The organism is Buchnera aphidicola (Melaphis rhois) (assembly GCF_005080745.1).
GTDB classification, from domain to species: Bacteria; Pseudomonadota; Gammaproteobacteria; order Enterobacterales; family Enterobacteriaceae; genus Buchnera_B; species Buchnera_B aphidicola_AT.
Window position 1 is genome coordinate 153,099 of sequence record NZ_CP033004.1, and the last position, 26,499, is coordinate 179,597.

A 26,499-nucleotide genomic window follows, 5' to 3' on the forward strand; every position below is an offset into this window, starting at 1 on the left:
TACATCAATATATTATTTCTAGATAAGTAAAATATCATTTATTTTTTTGATTAAAGTGTGTATACATCATCATGACACTACCTAAAAGAATACTTATATCAGCTATATTAAACGTAGCAAAATGCCAATCTTTAAGGTGAATATCAATGAAGTCTATAACAAATCCAAAGCGCAATCGATCTATTAAATTTCCGATAGCACCACTAATAATTAAAGTATAAAGAATATTATTATGTATCTTATTGTTTTGGATAGAATATATCATTTTTAATATTATGATTATAATTAAAATATTTAATAAATATAAAAAATATTTGCTGTTTTTAACAATATTAGAAAAAATACTGAATGCTAGTCCATAATTGTGTGTGTGAAATATATTTAATATTGAAGTGATAGGTTTTACTTCAAATAAAGATAAATGATTAATTACCCACTGTTTACTTAATATGTCTAATAGTACTACTATACTAGTAATATTTAGTGAAACTAGTAAGTTTAAGGTTAGTATTTTTTTCATTATAGAAACTTTCGTATTTCACCCAATCCTGTTGTGGTATTCAACATACATCTTGTACATATTTTTAATTTAGTATTTATGTCTTTTTGTTTAGCAATAACATGCCAGCATCTTATGCATTTTTCCCCGTCTAGTTTTGTAATATATATTTTAAAATTTTTTATTAATTTACTTTTTATAGCATTATCAGGAGCAGAGGAATAACTTTTGATCTGAATTTTTGATGTTAAAAATAAAAATTTTAGTTCGTTTTTTAATAGTTCTAGTTTTTTTTTAATATCTTGATCTATGTATAATACAATTAATGATTCTAAAGAATTTCCTAATTCTTTGTTTTTTCTAGCAATATCTAGTACTTTGTTTACTTCACTTTTAATTATCAATAATTCATTCCAATATTGGTTATTCATTATATTGTTGTTATTGAGATAAAATAGTTTATTAGACCATTCTTCAGTAAATACAAATTTATTTTTTTTTCCTGGTAAATAATCCCAGAGTTCATCTGCAGTAAATGATAAAATAGGCGTAATCCATCTTATCAATGAATCTAAAATTAAATACATGGCACTTTGACAGCTCTTTCTTGCAATGTTTTTAGATTTTATTAAATATTGTCTGTCTTTTATTATATCTAAATAAAACGAACTCATTTCTATAGAACAAAAATACATTATACGTTTAATTACATCATGAAAGTTATAATTTTTGTAGCTGTTTATTATTTTGTTTTGAGTATCGAGTGTTTTATCTACTGCCCATTGATCTAATGCTATCATATCTTTAGAAGGTACCATTTCGCTATCTGGATCAAATTTATATAGATTTGCAAGAAGAAATCTGGCTGTATTTCGAATTTTTCTATAATTGTCAGATATTTGTTTGAGAATGTTATCAGAAATAGAGATCTCTTTCGAATAGTCAGTAGAGGCTACCCATAACCTTAATATATCAGCTCCAAATTTTTGAATTATATCATTTGGATGAATGGTATTTCCAATAGATTTAGACATTTTTTTTCCGTTTTTATCTACGGTAAACCCATGTGTAATAACTTTGTGATATGGTGTAGTTTGATTAATAGCAATAGATATTATCAAAGAAGACATAAACCAGCCTCGATGTTGATCTGATCCTTCTATATATACGTTTGAAATATTATTATGGCTGAATTTTTTTTTATATATATCAGAAAGCATGATAGATCCAGATTCAAACCAAACGTCCAAAATGTCTGTTACTTTGATATATTCATTTAATTTATATTTTAATAATTCATTTTTATCTATGTTCATCCATGCTTGTATTCCGTGTTTTTTTACGTTATGTACAAGATTTTCTATAATTAACAAGAGTTGTGGATGTAGTTCTCCTGTTATTTTATGATAAAAAATAGGGATAGGAACACCCCATGTTCTTTGCCTAGATATACACCAATCTGGACGATGCAATATCATATCAATCATCTTTTCTTTTCCCCAATTAGGTATCCACTTTACTTTTTGTATTTGTTCTATACAATTTTTCCTCAAATTTTTATGATCCATTTTAATAAACCATTGTGGGGTAGCCCGAGAAATAACAGGTGTTTGATGTCTCCAACAGTGTGGATAACTATGAATAAAAATTTCAGTTTTAAGTAAAGTGTTATTTTTTTTCAGTATTTCAATAATAATTTTTGTAGATTTTAAAATATTTATTCCATTTAATTTGGGATGAATGTTAGGTAGAAAGTTTCCATGTTCGTCAATTGTTTTTGTAATATGAATTCCGTATTTTTTACTGATGTCATAATCTTCATTTCCAAATTCTGAAGCTGTATGTACAGCTCCTGTTCCTAGTTCTAAAGTTACATGTTTTGATAAAATTATTGGAATATAAATGTTTAGAAATGGATGAATAAATTGCAAATTTTCGAGGACATTTCCAAGTACTGTACTCAAAACATTCCATTCTTTAATCTCACATTTTTCCATAGTTTGTTCAACTAACTCTTTGGCTAATATTAATGTTTGGTTTGGCGTCTGGATAAGTTGATAATTAAAACTTGGGTTTAACGTAATAGCTCGACTTGCTGGTAAACTCCAGGGTGTAGTTGTCCATATTATTATATGTGTCGTATTTTTTAAGTTAGTAACGTTAAATATATTTTTTATGACATTGTTATTAGCAATTTTAAATTTGACAAAAGTAGATATAGTTTTTTTAGAGTAATATTCAACTTCTGCTTCTGCTAGTGATGACCGACAACTAATACACCAATTTACTGGTTTAAAGTCTTTATAAATATATCCTAATTTTATCATCTTAGCGAAAGTTTTTATAATGTTCGCTTCATTTTGGAATTGCATAGTTAAATATGCATTATTCCAGTCTCCTAACACACCTAATCTAATAAATTCTATTTTTTGTTTATTTACTTGATCATTAGCATATTCTCTGCATTGTTTCTGAAAGTTTTGTAGAGTGCTGTTTCGTTGTTTTTTCTTATTAATTTTTTCAATTTTATGTTCAATAGGCAATCCATGACAATCCCAAGAAGGAGTATATGGTGCATCAAATCCTGACATATTTTTTGATTTAATTATGATATCTTTTAAAATTTTATTTACTGCATGTCCAATGTGAATATTTCCATTAGCATAAGGTGGTCCATCATTTAAAAAAAAATTTTCTTTTCCTTTTTTGGCTTGTCTAATGATTTCATAAATATTGTTTTTCTTCCACTTTTTGAGTATTTCTGGCTCTTTTATAGATAAATTTCCTTTCATAGAAAAGTTTGTATGAGGTAAATTCAAGGTTGATTTGTAATCTGTCATTTCGTGTCTCTTATAGAATGTTTATAATTTCTTATGAATTTGATTATTAAAGTGCAAACGAGCTTTACTAATATCACACATAATTTGCTCTTTTAAGTTTTTTATAGAAGTAAAAAAAATTTCATCTCGTATTTTTTTGATAAATATAACTTTTATGTATTGCTTGTATAGGTTAAGTGATGAATCTATCAAATGTACTTCGAGTTTTTGTGTTTTTCCATTCATAGTAGGTTGAGTTCCAATATTAGCTACTCCAAAAAACATTCTTTTTAACGAAAGTATAAATACTTTTACTATAAATACACCATAGATTGGAGAGTTATTTTTATTCAATTCGATATTGGCTGTTGGAAAGCCTATTTTAGTTCCATTTTTTTTACCATATGTTACTTTTCCAGACATACTAAAAGATCGTCCCAATAACATTTTAGCTAATTTCAAATTGTTATTTTTTAACGCTTGTCTAATAGCTGTACTGCTTACTTCTATCTCGTTTATTTTTAGTATTTTGGTTGTATGGACCGAAAATTTATAATGTTTTCCTATGCTTTTTAATAAAATAGTATTACCTTGTCTATTTGATCCGAAACAAAAGTTTTTTCCAACAGCTAAAAAGAAAACATTTAGTTTTTTAACCATGATATTAGTAATAAAATTCATTGGACTTAATGAGGAAAATGATTTATTAAAGTAAATACACAATATCGCATCAATATTCCATTGAGATAGGTATTGTATTTTTTCTCGAAAGTTCATTAATCGAACAGGAGGATTTTCAGAACAAAAAAATTCTAGAGGGTATGGTTCAAATATAGTTACAATGATTGGTTTATTATGTTCTTTCTTTTTTTTACAAACTATATTTAATAATTTTTGATGTCCTAAATGTACTCCGTCAAAATTTCCTATCGTTAATATACAGGAATTAGTTTGAAATTTAAGATTGTTTATATTTCGTATTAGTTTCATTGTAATAGCAATTGATAATAAAATTTGGTGTAGCTATTTTAATTTAAAAACTATATTTCATATTTCTAATTAATAGTTTTTTTTGAATTATCTAGAATTATAGTAGGTTATTTAAAATAATATATAGATGTGATAAAATATGCATTCAGCTTTTATAATACATATTATCCATGAAAGATGTAAAGTTATTTAATATTATATAGGAGTATATATTTTGGCAAACATCAAATCAGCTAGAAAGCATGCAATACAATCTGAAAAAAAGAGGCGTTCTAATTTTAGTAAAAAATCTCAAATTAAAACTTTAATGAAAAAAGTGAACCTTGAAATATCGTCAGGAAACAAAGATAAGGCTAAGTTAGAATTTAGTAAAATGCAGTCTATTCTAGATAGATATGCAACTAAAGGTTTAATTCACAAAAATAAAGCCGCACGACATAAATCAAATTTAGAACATAAGATAAAGTCTCTATCTTAGCATTGTAATATGACATACGTATGTATTTTAAAAATTTGCTTCCATACAAATATTATATAGAAGCAAATTTTTTAAAATTTATTTAGTAAGATCATCAAAAAACCTTTTTACTCCCTCGAAGAATCGTTTTGATCGGGGGCTATTTTTTTCTCCTTTAAAACCTCCGAAGCTTTCGCCTAATTGGTATAAAAGATATTTTTGTTGTTCGCTAAGATTTACCGGTGTTTCTACAATTACTCGACATAATAAATCTCCTTTTTTGTTATTTCTAATAGATTTTACCCCTTTTTCTTTAATTCTAAATAGTTTTCCTGATTGTGTTTCTGATGGAATTCTTAACTTAACCTTACCATCTAACGTTGGTACTTCAATTTCTCCTCCTAGAGCAGCCATAGAAAAGCTAATTGGTACTTCACAATATAAATTGTTTTCTTCTCGTGAAAAAATAGGATGTTTTTTCACTGAAATTTGTACATATAAATCACCAGAAGCTGCTCCATTTTCACCTGCTTCTCCTTCATTATTTAAACGAATTTGATCATCTGTATTTACTCCAGGAGGGATTTTGACTGATAAAATTTTAGATTTTTCTATTCTCCCATGTCCATTACATGTATAACAAGGAAATTGTATTACACTACCTTTACCTTGACACTGAGGACACGTTTGTTGAACAGTAAAAAATCCTTTTCGAATTTGTATTTGTCCATTTCCATGGCATTTTAGGCAATTTTGAGGTTTAGATCCTGATTGAGTTCCGTATCCATTACAAGATGAGCATATCTGTAGAGTTGGAATTTGAATTGTTTTTGTTGTTCCTTTGACAGCTTCTTCTAAAGTAAGGTTCATGTTATAACGTAAATTAGATCCTTGAGAAGCTTTTCTTGTTTTTCTACCACTGAATATATCTCCAAATACGTCACCAAATATGTCGCTAAAGTCTGAGTTAGTACTAAAGGTATGAGTAAATGTATGATTGCTGGAATTTCCTTGTTCGAATGCTGTATGTCCATATTGATCATACGCAGCTCTTTTTTTTGAATCATTAAGGACTTCATAAGCCTCTTTTATTTGTTTAAATTTTTCTTCAGCTATTTTGCTACCAGGATTTCTATCTGGGTGATATTTCATAGCCAGCTTTTTATATGCTTTTTTTATGTCTCTATCGTCAGATGATTGACTAACTCCTAAAATTTGGTAATAATCTTTTTTTGACATTCGTTCTTTTCCTGATTGCACAAATTTTTACGAGCATAATTAATGTTTTATGCTCGTGTTATTCATTTTAAAGTATTGTATTAATTAATGTTATTTTTTCGGATCTTTTACTTCTTCAAATTCTGCATCTACAACGTTTTCTTCAGGTTTTGAAGTAGATTCATTGTTATCAACATTATTAGGTTTCGAGTTGTTTTTGGTATGTTCCATTAATTTTACAGAAATTTTTAATAAATTTTGAATTTTATTTTCTATATCTGTTTTATTTTCTCCTTTCAAGGAGATATCTAAATCTTCTAAAGCTTTGTTAATTTTATCTTTATCTTGTTTATCTATAGTTTTTTCTACATCTTGAAGTTGTTTTCTAGTTCTATGAGAAATTTGATCTCCTTGATTTCTTATTTTTACTAGTTCTTCAAATTTTCGATCTGCTTCAGAATTTGCTTCTGCATCAGATACCATTTTTTTAATTTCAGTTTCGCTTAATCCGGATGAGGATTTGATTGTAATTTTTTGTTCTTTTCCTGTATTTTTATCTTTTGCTGATACATGTAAAATTCCATCAGCGTCAATATCGAATGTTACTTCAATTTGTGCCATTCCTCTTGGAGCAGGTTGAATACCATCTAAATTAAACTGGCCTAATGATTTATTATCTATTGATCTTTTTCGTTCTCCTTGAAGTATATGTATTGTTACAGCTGATTGATTATCTTCTGCGGTAGAGAATATTTGACTATGTTTTGTGGGAATGGTCGTATTTTTGTTAATTAACGTAGTCATTACTCCACCCATAGTTTCAATTCCCAAAGATAATGGTGTAACGTCTAATAATAGTACATCTTTTACTTCTCCAGATAATACGCCTCCTTGAACTGCTGCTCCGACAGCTACTGCTTCATCTGGATTTACATCTTTTCTTGGTTCTTTTTTAAAAAAATCTGCTACTTTTTTTTGAACCATAGGCATTCGTGTTTGACCGCCTACTAAAATAATATCATTAATATCTGAAATAGATAGTTTAGCATCTTTTAGCGCGGTTTTCAGTGGTTCGATAGAACGTATTATTAAATCTTCTACTAAAGATTCCAATTTAGATCTAGTAACCTTTATATTTAAATGTTTAGGACCATTTGAATCAGCTGTGATATATGGAAGATTAACATCAGTTTGTTGTGTAGAAGAAAGTTCAATTTTTGCTTTTTCTGCAGCTTCTTTTAGACGTTGCATAGCTAACGGATCATTTCTTAAATCAGTACCTTGATCTTTTTTAAATTCTTCAGATAGATAGTTTATTAGTCTACTGTCAAAGTCTTCCCCACCAAGGTGTGTATCTCCATTAGTAGCTAAAACTTCAAAAGTTTTATCTTTATCAACATTGTCTATTTCTATGATTGAAATGTCAAATGTTCCTCCACCTAAATCGTATACAGCTATGACTTTGTTACTTTTATCTTTATCTAAACCATAAGCTAATGCTGCTGCTGTTGGCTCATTAATTATTCTTTTTACGTCTAATCCTGCAATTTTACCTGCATCTTTTGTAGCTTGTCTTTGGGCATCATTAAAATAAGCAGGAACAGTAATAACTGCTTCTGTTATTGATTCTCCTAGGTAATCTTCTGCAGTTTTTTTCATTTTTTTTAATACTTCTGCAGAAATTTGAGGAGGTGCTAATTTTTGTTTTTTTATATTAATCCATGCGTCTCCATTGTCTGATTTAATTATTTTATATGGCATTATTTTGATATCACGTTGTACTTCGTCATCAGTGAATTTTCTTCCAATTAAACGTTTTATTGCAAATAACGTATTATTTGGGTTGGTTATTGCTTGACGTTTAGCAGGTTTTCCTACTAATATTTCTCCATCTTGGGTATACGCGATTATTGATGGTGTTGTTCGATCACCTTCTGCATTTTCTAGAACTCGTGCTTTATTTCCATCCATAATTGCTACACAAGAGTTGGTAGTTCCTAAATCGATACCAATTATTTTACTCATTGTTAATTTCCTATTGATATATGTATAAATTTATTAAATATGATTTTTAATGTAACTATTTTTAAAACATATTTAAAATTTATATAGTTTGATAATAAATAGATGGGGTCGCTTTTTTAATCATCAAGGTTTACGTAAAAAAAAATCATTTAAAGTGATTAATATATTGTATTTGAATAGAAAATCTTTGATTTTTAGTTTAGTATATCTATATTTTCATCAAAAATTATATTGATAAAATTATGAATTTTGTAAGAATGTTTTATTATTCTGAATATTTAGCTTTTTTTGTATTTTTTTTTATGGCTTTAGGAGTTTGTTTATTAATGTTACTATTGAGTTCAATATTAGGTGGAAAATCTCAATCTCGATATAAACATACTCCTTTTGAATCAGGAATAGATCCTGTTGATGATTCTTGTGTCAATATATCTATAAAGTTTTATTTAATAGCGATATATTTTGTTTTATTTGATGTCGAAGCATTATATTTATATTTGTGGTCGATTAGTATTGTTCAAGTAGGTTGGACCGGTTTTGTAGAAGTTATGTGTTTTGTTCTATTTTTGTTGTTTGGATTAATTTATTTAATTCGCTTAAATTCGTTAAATTGGGAGTCGAAAGTCCTACGAAAAACCAGCGGTTAACTTTCTGACAAACAGGTAATTTTATGAAATATACGTTAACTAAAATAAACGTTTCAGAGCAAAATAAAAATTATCCTATTCAAAAACAGGAAACTACATCTGATCCTATTGAAGATTATATTAAAAAAAATATTTATATGGGTAAAATTAGTAAATATATTCATAACCTAGTTAATTGGGGCAGAAAAAATTCTTTGTGGCCTTATAATTTTGGATTATCTTGCTGTTATGTGGAAATGGTTACTTCATTTACTTCCATAAATGATGTCGCGCGATTTGGTTCTGAGGTGTTTCGCGCATCTCCTAGGCAAGCTGATTTTATGGTTATAGCTGGGACTCCATTCATTAAAATGGTTCCTGTTATTCAACGTTTATATGATCAAATGTTAGATCCAAAATGGGTAATTTCTATGGGTTCTTGTGCTAATTCAGGAGGTATGTATGATGTTTATTCTGTAGTTCAAGGTGTAGACAAATTTTTACCTGTAGATATATATATACCTGGTTGCCCTCCTAGACCTGAAGCGTACATAGATGGGTTAATGTTGTTGCAAAAATCTATTTCTAAAGAACGTCGCCCACTTTCGTGGGTTATTGGAGAGCAAGGAGTTTATCGTGCTAATTTTCCTTCAGAGAAAAGTAAACGTAGAGAAAGACATATTTCTATTAAGACACTTCGCTCTCAAGATAAAGTTTAAAACGAAGTATAAGTAAACTTGATTGTGATAGTTTTATTTTGCTTTATTTTCTATTTAACGAAATAATATGAGATTATTATGTAATCTATGAAAAAAAATATTGTGGCTAGATATAATGATGTAAAAGAGAATATGATCGCTAGTCATATTAATAGTGATATTGTAAAAGAATTGTTTAATAACTTTGGTAAGGATAAATTTGTTCTTCAATCTACTTTAATGGGCGTTCCCGTACTATGGATTAGTTCTGATTTATTATTAAAAATTGGAAAATTTTTGTTAAATATTTGTAATCCATATACTACATTATTTGATCTTCATGGTATCGATGAAAGATGTCGTATTCATCGATATGGGTTACCATCAGCTGATTTTTCGGTATTTTACCATTTTATTTCTTTTTCTCGAAATAGTGATGTGATATTCAAAATTGCGTTATTGAGTAACAAACTTAATGTATCTACATTAACAGGATTATATCCGAATGCTAATTGGTATGAACGTGAAACTTGGGAAATGTTCGGAATTATTTTTGACAATCATCCACATTTGACTCGTATTATTATGCCTAAAACCTGGATTGGTCATCCTTTGCGTAAAGATTATCCTTCTAGAGCGACTGAGTCTTCTCCTTTTACCTTGAATAAATTTAAAGAAGATTCGGAAATGAGTTCATTAAAATTTTGCCCGGAAGAGTGGGGGATGAAAAAACATAGTACTAGTAGTAATTATATGTTTTTAAATTTAGGACCTAATCATCCATCTTCTCACGGAGTATTTCGTATTGTTTTGCAATTGGATGGAGAAGAAATAGTTGATTGTGTTCCGGATATTGGATATCACCATCGTGGAGCTGAAAAGATAGGAGAACGTCAAACGTGGCATAGTTATATTCCATATACTGATCGTATCGAATATCTTGGTGGATGTGTTAACGAAATGCCTTATATATTAGCAATAGAAAAAATGGCAGGCATTAAAGTTCCAGAAAAGGTAGAAGTGATTCGTATTATGTTATCCGAATTATTTAGAATCAATAGTCATTTATTGTATATTTCTACTTTTATTCAGGATGTTGGTGCTATGACACCTGTTTTCTTAGCTTTTACTGATCGTCAGAGAATTTATGACATTATTGAAGCGATTACTGGATTTCGTATGCATCCAGCATGGTTTAGAATTGGAGGAGTTGCTCATGATTTGCCTAAAGGATGGAGTGAATTACTAAAAAGTTTTTTATTATGGATGCCTGACCGGTTAATTAAATATGTTAATTCTGCATTAAAAAATAGTATTTTAATTAGTAGATCAAAAGGTGTGGCTGAATACAATAAATGCGAGGCGTTAAAATGGGGTGTAACAGGATCTGGACTACGTGCTACGGGCCTAGATTTTGATGTTCGGAAAAATAGACCTTATTCAGGTTATAACAATTTCGAGTTTGAAATTCCTATAGGAACTGGTATTAGTGATTGTTATTCTCGAGTTATGTTAAAAGTAGAAGAAATTTGGCAAAGTCTTTTTATTTTGAAGCAATGTCTAAACAATATGCCAGATGGTCCTTTTAAGGCAGACCATCCATTAACTACACCTCAACCTAAAGAACGAGTGCTTCAACATATTGAAACTATGGTTACTCATTTTTTACAAGTTTCTTGGGGTCCGATAATTCCTCCTAATGAGAGTTTTCAAATGATTGAAGCAACTAAAGGAATCAATAGCTATTATTTAATTAGTGATGGTAATACTACAAGTTATAGGACTAGAATAAGAACACCTAGTTTTCCTCATTTACAACAAATACCGTCAGTTATTCGTGGAAGTTTAATATCAGATTTAATCGTTTATTTAGGTAGTATTGATTTCGTTATGTCTGATGTTGATCGTTGAACTTAAAAATATGTTAAAAGAAACGTTAGATAATGATTTTATATTAAGTAATGAAGAAAAAACAGAGATATTGAATAAAAAAAATGATTATGAAGATGCTCGAGCTAGTTCTATAGAAGCATTAAAAATTGTTCAAAAAAAAAGAGGTTGGATTTCTAAAAAAGCTATTTATGAAATAGCAAAAATTCTTGATATTTCTGCCAGTGACTTAGAAGAAATTGCTACATTTTATAGTCAGATTTTTAGACGTCCCGTAGGACGTAATATAATACGTTATTGTGATAGTGTAGTATGTTATATGTATGATTGCGAAAAAATTAGACATTTTTTAGAAAATCATTTGAATATTATAATTGGAGAAACAACAAAAGATTTGCGTTTTACTTTGTTACCGATATGTTGTTTAGGAAATTGTGATAAAGCTCCGACTATAATGATAAACGATACTATTTTTTCTCGTGTAACTTTAAAATCAATAGTTAAATTGTTGGAATTACATAAGTGAAAAAAATATTGCGTACTTCAGAAACCCATCCGTTAACTTGGTGGTTAAATGAAAATGAAGATGTAGTCTGGATTCAAGAATATAAAAAAAATGGTGGGTATTGTGCGTTTGAAAAAGCAATTAAAACTATTAAATCTGAAGAAATCATAAATACTATAAAAAATTCGGGACTAAAGGGGCGCGGAGGAGCAGGGTTTTCTACAGGAATAAAATGGAGTTTGGTTTTTAAAAATAGTAGCTCTAGCGTTCGTTATTTGTTATGTAACGCTGATGAAATGGAACCTGGAACGTATAAAGATAAATTTTTAATAGAAAAAATCCCTCATCAATTAATAGAAGGTATGTTGATTAGTGCATTAGCATTGAAAGTTAGAAGAAGTTATATTTTTTTGAGAGGTGAATATATTGAATCTGAAAATATTTTAAAGAAAGCTATCTTTGAAGCAAATGAATACGGATATTTAGGCAGTAATGTGTTGAAGTCAGGATTAAGTTTTGAAATTTTTTTGCATAGTGGTGCAGGTCGTTATATTTGTGGAGAAGAAACTGCATTGATTAATTCGCTGGAAGGAAAGAGAGCGAATCCAAGATTTAAGCCTCCTTTTCCTGCTATGGCGGGACTGTGGGGAAAGCCTACTTGTATAAACAATGTGGAAACGTTATCTAATATACCGTCTATTATTTCTAACGGTTCAGAATGGTATAAAAATTTATCGAAAAGTACTGATTCTGGTACTAAAATGATGGGATTCTCAGGAAAAGTTAAAAACCCAGGTTTATGGGAGTTACCTTTTGGAATTACTGCGCGCGAGATATTGGAAGATTATGCTGGTGGTATGAAAAATGGACTAAAATTGAAAGCCTGGCAGCCAGGTGGAGCTAGTACAGATTTTTTAACGCCTGAACATATTGATTTACCTATGAGCTTTTCTAGTATTAGCAACGCAGGTAGTCGATTAGGTACTGCTATTGCTATGGTAGTAGATCATACTGTAAACATGGTATCTTTGGTTAGAAATATTGAAGAATTTTTTTCTCGTGAATCTTGTGGGTGGTGTACTCCGTGTCGTGATGGTTTACCTTGGATTGTCTCTATTTTGAGATCATTAGAGAAACATCAAGGTCAAAATAATGATATTAAAATTTTAGAGCAATTGTGTCATCATCTAGGACCAGGAAAAACATTTTGCGCGCACGCTCCAGGAGCAATTTCACCTTTAAAAAGTGCTATTAAACATTTTCGTTCAGAATTTGAATCTGGTCTTTCGAGATCTTCAATTATCAGTGTTAAATCTATTGAAGGTATTCAATCGAATATGGAGTAAGTTAATCAAATGAAAAATATTTTAATAGTATTGTTTTAAACGAAATATTATTGAGTTTGTTAAATATAATATTTTATACCTTCATAAAGATTCTATTGAATGGGAATAAAAACGATTTTATGACTATTATTTTTATAAATAATAAAAAATATGATGTTAATGAATCAGATAATTTATTACATATCTGTTTATCTCTTGGTTTTGATATTCCATATTTTTGTTGGCACCCAGCATTAGGAAGTGTTGGTGCATGTCGACAGTGTATTGTAAAACAATATCATAGTTTTGAAGATAAAATTGGTCGGTTAGTAGTATCTTGTATGACCTCTATTGTAGAAGGATTAATAATTTCTACCGATGATCATGAATCAAAAGATTTTAGAAAAAGCGTTACTGAATTGTTAATGACTAATCATCCTCATGATTGCCCTGTTTGTGAAGAAGGTGGTAGTTGTCATCTTCAAGATATGACAGTAATGAATAAACATTATATTCGTCGTTATAGATTTAAAAAGCGGACTCATAATAACCAGTATTTAGGTTCTTTTATTGGACATGAAATGAATCGATGTATATCGTGTTATAGATGTGTTCGTTATTATAAAGATTATTCTGATGGTATAGATTTTGGAGTGTATGGAATTAGTAATAATGTTTATTTTGGACGATTAGAAGAAGGACCTCTGGACAGTGAATTTTCGGGAAATTTAATTGATGTTTGTCCTACTGGAGTTTTTACTGACAAAATACAATCAGAAAAATATACAAGAAAATGGGATTTACAATATGCACCAAGCATTTGTCAGCATTGTTGTATTGGGTGTAATATCACTGCTGGAGAAAAATATGGAGAAATATGTAAGATTGAAAATCGATATCACGGAAGTATAAATCGTTATTTTTTGTGTGATTTAGGTCGATTTAGTTATAGCTATTCTAATTTGCAAGATCGTCCTAGATATTCTGTTGTTCGATTTAAAAATGAAGAAAAAGTATTAGAAAGTGTAGATTCTTCTATCGAACTAATAACAAAACGTCTTGTATCTGTATCTAAAGTATTAGGAATAGGTTCTAGTAGAGCTAGTTTAGAAAGCAATTATGCACTACAAAATTTGGTGGGAATAGAACATTTTTCGGTTGGAATGCTTCAAAATGAGTGGGATTGTGTAATATTAATTATAAAAATTTTGAAAAATAGTGGAATTTATACTCCTACATTACGAGAAATTGAGGAGTATGATACAATTCTTATTTTAGGTGAAGATATTACTCAAACCTCTCCAATGATAGCACTTTCTGTTCGTCAAGCAGTAAAAGGAAAGTCTAGAAGCATAGCCTTATCTAAAAATATTCCAAAGTGGCATACATTGGCTATTAAGAACGTTTCACAAAAGATAAGAAATAAATTGTTTATCATTAATACTCATAGTACTAAGTTGGATGATATTTCTGAAGCAAGTTATTTTTGTTCTATAAATAATCAGGTTAAATTAAGTTTTGAAATTGCTCATAAAATTGATCGTAATTTTTCTAATGTAAGTAATTTGAGTGAAAATGAAATTATAATTGTAGAAAAAATTGTTTATGCATTGTTATCATCTAAAAATCCTCTTATTATTTCAGGATCTCATTCTAATAGTATTGAATTAATTCAAGCGGCTCATAATATAGCAAAAGCGTTAAAGAATATAAAAAAACGAGTTGGATTAGTTTTGTTAACGTCTGCTTCTAATAGTTTAGGTGTAGGTTTGTTAGAGGGTATTTCTTTAGAAAGAGCTATGAATAGTATATTAGAAAAAAAATATGATTCTTTAATAATTTTAGAAAATGATTTATATCGATATTTTCCTAAATCTAAAGTTAAACAAGTATTTAATAATGTTAAAAACATCTTGGTTATTGATCATATTAATACTAATACTATGAAAAAAGCTCATATTGCTCTTCCAGTAACTAATAGTTTTGAAAGTTCAGGAACTGTTGTAAATTATGAAAGTCGAGCACAACGTTTTTTTCAGGTATATGATCCAAATTTTTATGGTAATAATTGGCATATTTTAGATAGTTGGATGTGGTTGCATCGTATAGATTGTACATTACGTAAGAAGCATCAGATGTGGTATAGGTTAGATGATGTTGTTCATAGTATATTTTCTGATAATTTGAATTTTAAGCAGTTAAGAATTATAGCTCCTGATTCATCTTTTAAAGTTTTTGGTCAAAAATTAGCTCGATCTCCACATCGATGTAGTGGGAGAACTTCCGTAAGATCTAATATTGATGTACATGAGATTAGCCAGCCAGAAGATAAGAATTCTATGTTTTCATTTTCGATGGAAGGTTGTCAACAATCCTACAAGCATTCTTCTTATATACCTTTTGCTTGGGTTCCAGGTTGGAATTCTATACAAGCATGGAATAAGTTTCAGAAGAATATTAATGGAGAATTATATTGTGGAGATTCTGGTAAACGCTTGTGTTTGTACGATTCTAATAAATCTATGCCTTGGTTTGACAATACTCTTGTTGGTATTTTTCACAAAAATTATAGTATATTTCCTTATTATTTGTTATTTGGTAGTGAACAATTGTCACAATTATCTCCAGTAATAAAAAGAAATACATTAAAAGATGCAATAGGCATGATTAGTAAACAAGATGCAGATTGTTTATCTGTTCAATCAGGATCGACAATGGAATTTAGTTATTTTGATACAAAATTTGTAATAAAAGTTAAAGTTTCTTCTGAAATTGAGTCTGGACAGTTGGGATTGCTTCTAGGTTATCTTGATATTCCTCTTTTTTTATCTCGGAGAATGGTTGTAAATTTACGGAAGATAACTGTATGATTATGTTTTTAATAATTATAATGGGGGGAAAGTGCTAGTTTTAAAATCTATTTTAATTTTGTTCTTTATTTTAATTTGTTCAGCAATGATGAGTATCGTAGAACGTAGAGTATTAGGATTATTACAAAATCGTTATGGACCTAATAGAGTTGGTTGGCAGGGAACGTTACAGATAGTAGCAGATATGATTAAAATATTTTTTAAAGAAGATTGGATTCCCGATTTTAGTAGAAAAATAATCTTTGTATTAGCTCCGATATTAGGGTTTATGTCTTTGCTATTGGTTATAGTAATAATACCTGTTAGCTTTCATTTTGTGATAATCAATTTGAATATAGGTATTTTATTTTTTTTAATGATGGCTTCATTATCTGTATATTCTGTATTGTTGGCTGGTTGGGCTAGTAATAATAAATATGCATTATTAGGTTCAATTAGAGCTACAGCACAAACATTGTCATATGAAGTTTTTTTAGGCCTTTCTTTAATGGGAGTAGTAGCTCGTGCACAGTCTTTTAATATGATTGATATTGTTAAAAGTCAGTTATTTATGTGGAATTGTATTCCTCAATTTTTTGGGTTTATTACTTTTTTTATAGCAGGTTTAGCATTATGCCATAGACATCCTTTCGATCAACCTGAATCAGAACAGGAATTAGCAGATGGCTATCATATTGAATATTCGGGAATGAAATTTGGTTTATTTTTTATCGGAGAATATATTTCTATCATAATAGTTTCGAGTTTAATTACTGCTTTATTTTTTGGTGGTAGTTTATTATTTGGATCTTCTTCTATTTTTTGGTTTATGTTAAAAACTATGTTTTTTGTATTTATGTTTTTTTTAATTAGAGCTTCTTTACCTCGTCCTCGTTATGACCAAATAATATTATTCGGATGGAAATTTTGTTTTCCATTAACATTAATAAATTTAATGATCACTTCTATTGTTATATTATGTAAATCTTAGTAATCAGAGATTAATTATATGAATATTTTAAAAAAAGCGTATAGTTTAATTAGTCAAGTACGTAGTATGTGGCTAACTTTTATTAATATTTTTTCAAAACGTGAAACTGTTATGTATCCAGAGCAACCTGTTTACCTTTCTCCTAGATATAGGGGTCGTATTATATTATCTAGAAATTTGAAAGGTGAAGAGCGATGTGTTGCTTGCAATTTGTGCTCAGTAGTATGTCCTGTAGGCTGCATTTCATTGAAAAAATCTGTCTCAAAAACTAAACGTTGGTATCCTGAATTTTTTCGAATTAATTTTTCTCGATGTATATTTTGTGGATTATGTGAGGAAGCTTGCCCGACAGCTGCTATTCAATTGATTCCTGATTTTGAATTGTCGGAACATAAAAGGCAGGATTTAGTGTATGAAAAAGAAGATTTATTAATTTCTGGGCCTGGTAAATATTCTGACTATGATTTCTATCGATTTTCAGGTGTGGATATGGAAGAAAAGAAAAAAGGAGATTTAGATTTTGAATCTCATCCGATTGATGTAAAAACATTACTACCTTAAGGGCAATAGTATGGAGTTTTCTTTTTATAGTTTTGGATTGATATCAATTATATGTACTATATTAACTATTTTCAGTAAAAACCCCATGCATTCATTGATTTATTTAATAATATCTTTTTTATCTACGTCTGGTATATTTTTTTCACTAGGAGCGTTTTTTGCAGCTGCATTAGAAGTTATAATTTATGCTGGTGCTATTATGGTATTGTTTGTATTTGTAATTATGATGTTTAATTTTAAAGATTTCACTTATTATTCGGTAACATCCGATAAATCTGTAGTTAAATTAACAATGTTTGCTATTCTGTTCTTAGTATTAACTATTTCCATAGTGTTTTTGTTATTTGGCTTAAACAATAGATATATATTTAATACAGTAATTAGTACGAAAGAAGTAGGAATAAAATTATTTAGTGATTATATTTTTCTGGTTGAATTGGCATCAATATTATTATTGAGTGCATTGGTAGTTGTATGCCATATTGGAAAGAATAAGAAAGTATGATAAATATTATTAATTAAGTTAGGATAATTACGTATGATTTCTTTATTTCATGGTCTGGTTTTATCGTCTATTTTATTAATCCTAGGTTTAATATCGTTAATTATGCACAGAAATATATTATTTATGTTGATTAGTTTAGAAATCATGATTAATGCAGTATCTTTGGCATTAGTAGTAGTGGGTAGTTATTGGAACCAAGTAGATGGACAAATAATGTATATTTTAATTTTAACTTTAGGTGCTTCAGAGTCAGGAATAGGATTAGCATTATTAGTACAATGTTACCGACAATTTAAAACTTTAGACATTAATAAGTTAAGTGAGATGCATGGATGAGTATTGCGTATATAATAATTTTAATTCCGTTAACAAGTTGTATTTCATTATTTTTTTTTAAAGAATGTTTTTCTGATAAGCAAGTGTTAAGATTTGCAATTGGATCTATTTTTTTATCTATGTTATTTTCAATTTATTTAATGACAACATTTTCTTATCAAGGAGAAAATATATTAACTAAAAAATTATGGACATTCATATCCGTAAATGGTTTTAAAATTAATTTTGGATTATTGATAGATGGTTTGTCTCTTACTATGTTAGTTATGGTAACTTGTATAGGATTTCTGATTCATTTATTTTCTGCTTGGTATATGCGTATTAAATGTGAGTTATCAAATTATTTTGCTTATATGAATTTGTTTATTATTAGCATGATATTATTGGTTCTATCTGATAATTTAGTATTTATGTTTTTAGGATGGGAAGGAGTTGGGATATGTTCCTATTTATTAGTAGGATTTTATCATAAAAATATCAGTTCTGGTTATGCCGCTTTAAAAGGATTTATTATTACTAGAATTGGAGATATTTTTTTATTATTATCAATATTTTTTATTTATAGAGAATTTGGAACTACAAATTTTGAAGAATTAAAATTAATTTTAAAAACAATTACAATAAATGAGCATATAGGATCGTTATATTTTATTACTGTATTTCTGTTAATTGGAGCTATAGGAAAATCTGCTCAAGTTCCATTACATACTTGGTTAGTAGATGCTATGGTTGGTCCTACTCCGGTATCTGCTCTAATACATGCTGCTACTATGGTTACAGCTGGAGTATATTTGATAGCTCGAACTCATTTTTTATTTTTATTTTGTCCAGAAGTGTTATATATTTTAGGAATAATAGGTAGTAGTACTTTAATTATTTCTTGTTGTTCGGCTTTAGTTCAAACTGATATAAAACGAATATTAGCCTATTCGACTATGAGTCAAATAGGTTATATGTTGATTTCATTAAGTATGCAAAATTGGACTGCAACCATTAGACATTTAATTGCTCATGCAATTTTAAAAGCTTTGCTTTTTCTTTCTGCTGGTTCAATCATTATTTCATTAAACAATGAAAGAAACATTTTTAAAATGGGCGGATTAAAGAATCAACTTCCTTTTTTATACATTGCATTTTTAATTGGCGGTGCTTCTTTATCTTCGTTTCCTATTATTACGTCAGGATTCTACAGTAAAGGGGATATTTTATTTTTTGCTTGGGAAAATAATTATATTATTTTTTTTATATCTTGTTTCTTAGGTTTGTTGTTAACAACTATATATACATTCAGAATGGTGTTTGTAATATTTCATAGAGTTGTAAAGAAACAGTGTATATCTAAATCATCATTTAGTCATAATTTCCCATTGGTGTTATTGATAGTTTTTTCTACTTTTATTGAATCGTATATTGTGTTCCCATTGTCTTACGTTTTCCCTATGGAAAAAGTAATTTTTCATTCAAGGCTTTTATTAGAAGTTATATGTGGTTTTATATCTTTATTTGGCATTGTTTTATCTTATTATTTATGGGTAGTAAATAGTAAGATAATTGATAATATATTACGTACTAGAGTGGGAATGTATATAAATTATTTTTGGATTAATGCATGGGGTTTTGATTGTGTGTATAATTTAATTTTTATTAAACCTTATCTTTATATTTCTAAAATTTTATATTCTGATCCTATTGATATTGTTATTCGTTATCCTAAAATTTTGTTAAATGATTTTTATAAAAAATTATTATTCATTCATAATGGATATTTACATTCATACATCATATTGGTTTTATCTGGATGTTTAATATTACTATTAACTGTAACATTACATAGTTAATTTTTAACTTGATATAATAAGATGTTATTTAAATTAATTGGGGTAAATATTTCTAATTATTTACATATTATTAAATTTACTAAGTAAATATACTAGAATCGGGAACATAATTAACATGCTACTTCCTATTTTTATTATAATTCCTTTCATGGGTGGAATACTGTGTTGGCTTTTCGATCGATATGGTATAAAAATTTCTCATTATATTGCATTAGTATTAATGAGTATAGTTTTGATGCTATCTATTTCATTATTATTTTACGATCTAACGCTGGTATCTACGAATACAAATAAGTCTTATTGGAATTTTGAATACGAAGTTTCTTGGATAAAACGATTTGGAATTATGTTTCATTTAGCTGCGGATGGATTTTCTATTCTTATGCTAATATTAACTAGCATTTTAGGAATCATATCTATATTGTGTTCTTGGGATACAGTTGAGGATCGTATTGGATTATTTTATCTAAATTTATTATGGATCTTAAGTTTTTCTATAGGAATTTTTCTTTCCATTGATTTATTTTTATTTTTTTTATTTTGGGAAATGATAATATTTCCAGTATATTTTTCGATTATTTTTTGGGGTCATAGGATTAATGATGCGCGAACATGTTTAAAACGATATGCAGCTGCTAACAAATTTTTTATGTATTCTCAATGTTCTGGTTTAATTTTATTATTTTCGATTTTATATTTAGTGTATTCTTATTATGCGTCTAACCATATTTTAAGTTTTAATTATGATTTGCTTCGTAGTATTAAATTAAATGATTTTTCAGAAAGTTGCATTATGTTAGGATTTTTTTTAGCATTCGCTATAAAAGTTCCGATTTTTCCATTTCATGGATGGTTTGCAGAATTTCATACTTATTCTCCGATTTCAGGTGCATTAGATATTTCGAGTATTTTATTGAAAACATCTGTTTATGCATTACTACGATTTAATATCGTTCTTTTTCCTAATTCTTCGTCTAGGTTTGCGTATGTTTTTATGCTATTAGGAGTTATTACTATATTTTATGCTTCATTTGTAGCTTTTTCTCAGACTGATATTAAACGTTTAATCGCTTATACGTCTATATCACATACAGGTTTTATTTTAATTGCTATTTATAGTGCTAATCAGATAGCTTATCAAGGAATTATTATACAAACTATTGCTTATGCGTTTTCTACTGCTGCTTTATATAGTCTTGTAGGGCAACTATTTCAATATACTCATACCCGTAATATGAAGCAAATGGGTGGATTATGGTCCAACATATGTTGGATACCCGGTTTTTCTATGTTTTTTGCAGCTGCGAATTTAGGTATGCCTGGAACTGGAAATTTTGTTGGCGAATTTATGATATTGTTAGGCACATTTAATAATAATGTATTATTATCTAGCATTGTTTCTTTCTCTTTAATTATTTCTGCACTATGCTCTTTAATTATGATACAAAGGACATATTTTGGTTATTCTTTCCAATATACTTGCAAACATTTTATTCGACGTATATCTCGTCGTGAAATGTTTATATCGATATCATTGTTAGTCATGTTAATATTAATTGGATTATATCCTAATATAATTTTGAATATGTCCGAATCCCCTATAAACAATATCCGGACTGTTTTTTCTAATTTTATTTTAACTACAAGGTCGTAATTTTTAATGATAATAACTGCAAAACAGTTAATAGCATTGTCTCCAATATTTATTTTAGTATTAACTGTAGTAATTATAATGTTGCTTATTGCATATGATCGTGATCATTTTTTTACTTTTTTATGTTCTATTACAGGGTTAACGTTTACTTTATTATCTTTGTATATAATTCGAAAAGATATACCAATCGATATTACTGTATTATTTCATATAGATAAGTATTCATTATTGTATATTTCAATGATTGTTTTATCGAGTATTTTTTCATGTATATTTTCATATTCGTATCTAAAAAAAATTTTATACAATTGTGAAGAGTATTATTTATTATTGCTATTTTCTACAATTGGTTGTATTTCATTAATTATTGCTAATCATATGTCAATTATATTCATTGGCATGGAATTAATATCTTTACCTGCATTAGGATTAATTGCATATGCATATTTTAAAAAAAATTCTTTAGAAGCAGCTTTTAAGTATATGATTTTATCTGGAGCAGTATCGGTATTAGCATTATTTGGTATTGCTTTAATATATTCTATTACAGGAAGTTTAACATTATCGAGTGTGATATATGAATTAGTAACTTCTATTTCAAGTCCAGATAATATTTTGTTATGTGGTTTAGGATTGGTTATCTTAGCTTTTTCTTTTAAGTTGTCTATGTTTCCATTTCACATATGGACTCCAGATGTTTATAATGGAACTATTTCAATAGTATTGACTTATTTATCCACTGCTACAAAGATTGCAGTATTTAGTTTATTTTTCAAAATTTTTATTTTTTTAACATCTTTTAATGTAGAATTTTTTAGAACTTCTTTAGAAGCTATATTATGTTTATCGATTATTTTCGGGAATTTTATGGCTTTTTTTCAAACTAGTATTAAAAGATTTCTAGGATATTCATCTATTTCTCAGTTTGGATATTTTTCGGTATCTCTGTTATCTTCTAATGACTTTCATTTTTCTTTAGAAGTAGTAGGTGTATGTTTGATAGGTTATTTATTGTCCAGTATTGGAATATTCGGATTAATTAGTATCGTATCTAGTTTAAATAACGAATCAAAGTCTGATTCTATTACTTTTTATCGTGGTTTATTTTGGAGTAATCCAATTTTTTCAAGTATTATGACTATAATGTTATTATCTTTATCTGGTATTCCTATGACTATTGGTTTTATTGGTAAATTTTATATATTATCATTAATAGTTAAAGAAAATTTTTGGTTTTTAGGAATTATTTTTTTGATAGGATCAATAATTGGAATGTATTCTTACTTAAAAATAATTACATGTTTATATTTAAAACCATTAGACAGTAATTCTGAAATGATACATTTAAATTCAAGTCATAGAAATCATATAATTTTTTTATTCATTATATCATTGATAGTGTTATTGTTAGGTGTTTATCCTAATATAGTGATAGACATAGCTTCAACGTCTGAGCCTATTTTATTTAATATAATTTCATAAAATAAGTGTACAATGATTTGTTTTTTGTTAATTAAATTAGTTTCTGTTTATTATTTTAATCTAAACTGTTAATAATTTGTTAAATTAAAGTATATATTAATAGTTTTGATAAGTTTTTTTTTAGAATAAAGTATTGAACATATTAAAAAACTGTTTTAGTGAATAAGTTTTTATGAAGAGATTTATATTAAAAAAATTAAATTATATGATATCTAATTTATGTATGTTTAAAAAAGTGATGTTAACAAGTTTTTATATTTTAATGTATTCGATAATATATGTATAATTTATTGAATAACATGATTTTTGGTTATATGTATGAAAAATAATATTATTAAACAATTTTCTTTTTACGAATGGTTAAATTATATTGAGAAATTTCGCATAAATATTGAACATAGAAAGCATAATGTTATATGTATTGCTAGAAAGTTAGGGATATTGCCATTAAATGCATTTATTTATATAGTTGGAGGAACTAATGGAAAAGGAACTACATGTTTTGTATTAGAAAAAATATTGTTGGGTCTTGGTTATCGAGTAGGATTATATACTTCTCCGCATTTATTTCAATATACTGAACGTCTTCGCATTAATGGACGTGAATTAAACAAGAATTTGCATGTGCTTTCTTTTATTCGTACTGAGCAAGCACGAGATACGTTATCATTAACGTATTATGAGTTTATCACTTTGTCTGCTTTATATTTACTTAGATACAGTGAATTAGATGTAATTATTTTAGAAGTAGGTTTAGGTGGTAGATTAGATACTACTAACATAATTAATCCAAATATTTCAATTATAACAAATATAGGTTTAGATCATACTGAAATTTTAGGTAACAATCGAGATCTAATCGGTTTTGAAAAAGCTGGAATTCTTAGAAAAAATAAAATTGCAATTATTTCTGAAAAAAATTTACCTAGATCATTAAAATATATCATTAAAAAGGATAGAGTACGTTTAAAATTAATAAATAAAGATTGGTTTTATAAAAAATATAATAATAGTTGGGCGTTTATTAGTAAAGAATTTCATTGCCTAAATTTGCCTATTCCTAAAGTATCATTAATAGATACTGCTACGGCGTTAGCAGCTCTTTCTGAATCAAAATGTTTTATAAATAAAAATGTTGTTAAACATTGTATTAGTCAAATATCTATTCCTGGACGTTTTCAGATATTATCTTATAATCCTAAAGTTATTTTAGATGTAGCACATAATTTTCATGCTACGACATATTTATCCAAACAATTAATAGATATAAAAGGATTTAGTCGAATATATGCTATAGTTGGGATATTAAAAAATAAAGATATTAAAAATGTTTTTTTACCATTAATTTCAGTAGTAGATTATTGGTATTGTATTACATTACAAACTAATCGAAGCGTTTCTGCTGAAATCATTGTTCAATATTTACCTATTGGTTCTTCTATAATTTGCTCTAGTACTAAACATGCTTGGAACAAGATTCAAAATATTGTTAGTACTCGAGATATTATTATAGCTTTTGGATCTTTTTTTACAGTATATGAAATGTATAAGATGTTAAAATTTAAATAAATGTGTTAAACAATGTTAAATAGCATTCATATTTTTTATAAAAAATTAAATACTTTATGAACAGAATAGATTATATTTCAATAGTGATTATTATCATTTCTACTACAATAAGCTTCTTTCGTGGTTTTTTTCAAGAAATTATATCAGTGTTGATGTGGGGAATAGGAATATATATATTTTCAAAATATTATTATTGGTTTTCTTTTTTATCGATTTATATTAATAACAAGATTATAAGATACATGATTCATTTCGTAACTTTTTTCATGTTCTTTTTAATTATTAGAGAAATATTAAATTATTTAATAATAGCATTTATAAACCAATTTCATTTATTTGTTTTTAACCAAATATTAGGAATATGTTTTGGTATTATTAGAGGTGTATTGATCATTTGTACGATATTGTTTTTCCTGGAATTTTCAACTAATTTTGTTCATAGTAAAAATTTTAAAAATTCATTATTAATTCCTTATTATAATTATTTTATAAAAATATTATTAAAGCATGTTATAAAAAATGTTTTTATAAAATGAATGTGATTTTAATAACATTTTACAATAATTTATGTTTACTTAAAAACGTTTTTTGAGTACAGTAAACTAAAATAATAATTTTATTGTACTCAAAATGCTTATGTAGTTAATCTATAATTAATGTTCAAACATAGCAGATATAGATTCTTCATTACTAATTCGACGGATAGCTTCTGCTAACATACCAGCTAGTGTTAGCGTTCTTACATTTCGAAGTACTTTAATATCTTGTGATAAAGGAATGGTATCGCAAACTACCACTTCGTCAATAACTGAATTTTTTAAATTTTTCGCTGCATTTCCTGAGAAAATAGGATGTGTTGCATATGCAAATACTCGGTTAGCTCCTCTTTCTTTTAGCGCTTCTGCAGCTTTGCATAATGTTCCTCCTGTATCAATTATGTCGTCTACTAAAACGCAATCTCGATTTGAAACATCTCCGATGATGTTCATAATTTGTGATATATTAGCATTAGGTCTGCGTTTATCAATAATAGCCATATCTGTATCGTTCAGTAATTTTGCAATAGCTCTTGCTCTTACTACTCCTCCAATATCTGGAGAAACTACTATAGGATTATTGAGATTTATTTGTAGCATGTCTTCTAATAAAATTAAACTACCGAATACGTTATCGACGGGAACATCAAAAAATCCTTGAATTTGTTCAGCATGAAGATCTACTGTTAGTACTCGATCTATTCCAATACTAGAGAAAACATCAGCTATTACTTTAGCAGTAATTGGTACTCGAGAGGAACGCACCCGACGGTCTTGTCTAGCGTATCCAAAATAAGGAATTACGGCTGTAATTCTACCTGCTGATGCTCGTCTTAGAGCATCTACCATTACTATTAGTTCCATAAGATTGTCATTAGTGGGATAACATGTTGATTGAATAATAAACACATCATTTCCTCGAACATTTTCATTTATTTGAACGCTAATTTCACCGTCACTAAATTGGCCTACTAATGCATGTCCTAGGCTCATATATAATCTATTAGCTATAGATTTTGCTAAGTTAGGAACAGAGTTTCCAGAAAATAATTTCATATCAGGCACGATAAAACCTCATTATATAAGATATGTAAATTGCTTAGTTATAATAATTAAAATATGGTTT

22 protein-coding genes are annotated in these 26,499 nt (G+C 27.9%); 16 read left to right on the forward strand and 6 right to left on the reverse strand.

Annotation, left to right across the window (positions count from 1 at the left end):
* Positions 1–34: 34 nt before the first annotated feature.
* The 3 genes from lspA to ribF are packed head-to-tail and all read right to left on the reverse strand — an operon-like array spanning position 35 to position 4,308.
* The gene (gene lspA / locus D9V73_RS00695) at positions 35–520 is read right to left on the reverse strand and encodes a signal peptidase II (protein ID WP_158336372.1); all 486 of its coding nucleotides are present in this window, start codon (positions 518–520) and stop codon (positions 35–37) included.
* Entirely contained in the window at positions 520–3,339 is a 2,820-nt protein-coding gene (gene ileS, locus D9V73_RS00700; protein ID WP_158336373.1) for an isoleucine--tRNA ligase, read from the reverse strand. Before ileS ends, lspA begins: the two co-directional genes overlap by 1 nt.
* 21 nt (positions 3,340–3,360) lie before the next feature.
* Positions 3,361–4,308: a bifunctional riboflavin kinase/FAD synthetase gene (ribF, locus tag D9V73_RS00705; protein ID WP_158336374.1), complete on the reverse strand. Its 948-nt coding sequence runs from the start codon at positions 4,306–4,308 to the stop codon at positions 3,361–3,363.
* A 214-nt stretch (positions 4,309–4,522) separates the two neighbouring features.
* Between ribF and rpsT the strand changes: the two genes are divergently transcribed.
* Complete coding sequence (gene rpsT / locus D9V73_RS00710) at positions 4,523–4,786, forward strand: 30S ribosomal protein S20 (protein WP_158336375.1); 264 nt, start codon at positions 4,523–4,525, stop codon at positions 4,784–4,786.
* A 78-nt stretch (positions 4,787–4,864) separates the two neighbouring features.
* On the opposite strand, the gene dnaJ is transcribed toward rpsT, so the two are convergent.
* Both dnaJ and dnaK read right to left on the reverse strand, forming a co-directional pair.
* On the reverse strand, positions 4,865–6,004 hold the full coding sequence (gene dnaJ / locus D9V73_RS00715; RefSeq protein WP_158336376.1) for a molecular chaperone DnaJ: 1,140 nt from the start codon (positions 6,002–6,004) through the stop codon (positions 4,865–4,867).
* A gap of 90 nt (positions 6,005–6,094) precedes the next feature.
* A complete protein-coding gene (dnaK, locus tag D9V73_RS00720) occupies positions 6,095–8,008 on the reverse strand; it encodes a molecular chaperone DnaK (RefSeq protein WP_158336377.1) in 1,914 nt (637 codons plus the stop codon).
* A gap of 257 nt (positions 8,009–8,265) precedes the next feature.
* Between dnaK and ndhC the strand changes: the two genes are divergently transcribed.
* The 15 genes from ndhC (at position 8,266) to D9V73_RS02995 (ending at position 25,373) form a co-directional block, all read left to right on the forward strand.
* Positions 8,266–8,655, forward strand: coding sequence for an NADH-quinone oxidoreductase subunit A (gene ndhC, locus D9V73_RS00725; protein ID WP_158336378.1), 390 nt, complete (start codon positions 8,266–8,268; stop codon positions 8,653–8,655).
* Between the two features lie 23 nt (positions 8,656–8,678).
* Complete coding sequence (locus D9V73_RS00730; protein ID WP_158336379.1) at positions 8,679–9,353, forward strand: NuoB/complex I 20 kDa subunit family protein; 675 nt, start codon at positions 8,679–8,681, stop codon at positions 9,351–9,353.
* 132 nt (positions 9,354–9,485) lie between these two features.
* Positions 9,486–11,243 carry an NADH-quinone oxidoreductase subunit C/D gene (gene nuoC / locus D9V73_RS00735; protein ID WP_261979201.1) on the forward strand — a complete coding sequence of 586 codons (1,758 nt, stop codon included), beginning with the start codon at positions 9,486–9,488 and terminating at the stop codon, positions 11,241–11,243.
* A gap of 10 nt (positions 11,244–11,253) precedes the next feature.
* Entirely contained in the window at positions 11,254–11,748 is a 495-nt protein-coding gene (gene nuoE, locus D9V73_RS00740; protein ID WP_261979187.1) for an NADH-quinone oxidoreductase subunit NuoE, read from the forward strand.
* Positions 11,745–13,073, forward strand: coding sequence for an NADH-quinone oxidoreductase subunit NuoF (nuoF, locus tag D9V73_RS00745; protein WP_158336381.1), 1,329 nt, complete (start codon positions 11,745–11,747; stop codon positions 13,071–13,073). The genes nuoE and nuoF overlap by 4 nt, the downstream gene beginning before the upstream one ends.
* 119 nt (positions 13,074–13,192) lie before the next feature.
* The gene (gene nuoG / locus D9V73_RS00750) at positions 13,193–15,922 is read left to right on the forward strand and encodes an NADH-quinone oxidoreductase subunit NuoG (protein WP_158336382.1); all 2,730 of its coding nucleotides are present in this window, start codon (positions 13,193–13,195) and stop codon (positions 15,920–15,922) included.
* Positions 15,923–15,953: 31 nt separating this feature from the next.
* Positions 15,954–16,892, forward strand: a complete 939-nt coding sequence (gene nuoH / locus D9V73_RS00755) for an NADH-quinone oxidoreductase subunit NuoH (protein WP_158336383.1) — start codon at positions 15,954–15,956, stop codon at positions 16,890–16,892.
* 18 nt (positions 16,893–16,910) lie between these two features.
* Positions 16,911–17,453, forward strand: coding sequence for an NADH-quinone oxidoreductase subunit NuoI (gene nuoI, locus D9V73_RS00760; RefSeq protein WP_158336384.1), 543 nt, complete (start codon positions 16,911–16,913; stop codon positions 17,451–17,453).
* A 10-nt stretch (positions 17,454–17,463) separates the two neighbouring features.
* Positions 17,464–17,958 carry an NADH-quinone oxidoreductase subunit J gene (gene nuoJ / locus D9V73_RS00765; RefSeq protein WP_158336385.1) on the forward strand — a complete coding sequence of 165 codons (495 nt, stop codon included), beginning with the start codon at positions 17,464–17,466 and terminating at the stop codon, positions 17,956–17,958.
* 33 nt (positions 17,959–17,991) lie between these two features.
* Entirely contained in the window at positions 17,992–18,294 is a 303-nt protein-coding gene (gene nuoK, locus D9V73_RS00770) for an NADH-quinone oxidoreductase subunit NuoK (RefSeq protein ID WP_158336386.1), read from the forward strand.
* Entirely contained in the window at positions 18,291–20,132 is a 1,842-nt protein-coding gene (nuoL, locus tag D9V73_RS00775; protein ID WP_158336387.1) for an NADH-quinone oxidoreductase subunit L, read from the forward strand. The genes nuoK and nuoL overlap by 4 nt, the downstream gene beginning before the upstream one ends.
* A 115-nt stretch (positions 20,133–20,247) precedes the next feature.
* Positions 20,248–21,786 carry a NuoM family protein gene (locus tag D9V73_RS00780; protein WP_158336388.1) on the forward strand — a complete coding sequence of 513 codons (1,539 nt, stop codon included), beginning with the start codon at positions 20,248–20,250 and terminating at the stop codon, positions 21,784–21,786.
* 6 nt (positions 21,787–21,792) lie between these two features.
* On the forward strand, positions 21,793–23,268 hold the full coding sequence (locus tag D9V73_RS00785; protein WP_158336389.1) for an NADH-quinone oxidoreductase subunit N: 1,476 nt from the start codon (positions 21,793–21,795) through the stop codon (positions 23,266–23,268).
* Between the two features lie 318 nt (positions 23,269–23,586).
* On the forward strand, positions 23,587–24,837 hold the full coding sequence (gene folC, locus D9V73_RS00790; protein WP_158336390.1) for a bifunctional tetrahydrofolate synthase/dihydrofolate synthase: 1,251 nt from the start codon (positions 23,587–23,589) through the stop codon (positions 24,835–24,837).
* Positions 24,838–24,893: 56 nt separating this feature from the next.
* Complete coding sequence (locus D9V73_RS02995) at positions 24,894–25,373, forward strand: CvpA family protein (RefSeq protein WP_158336391.1); 480 nt, start codon at positions 24,894–24,896, stop codon at positions 25,371–25,373.
* 117 nt (positions 25,374–25,490) lie between these two features.
* Here D9V73_RS02995 and D9V73_RS00800 read toward each other — a convergent pair whose 3' ends face one another.
* Positions 25,491–26,438: a ribose-phosphate pyrophosphokinase gene (locus tag D9V73_RS00800; RefSeq protein ID WP_158336392.1), complete on the reverse strand. Its 948-nt coding sequence runs from the start codon at positions 26,436–26,438 to the stop codon at positions 25,491–25,493.
* Between the last annotated feature and the right edge of the window lie 61 nt (positions 26,439–26,499).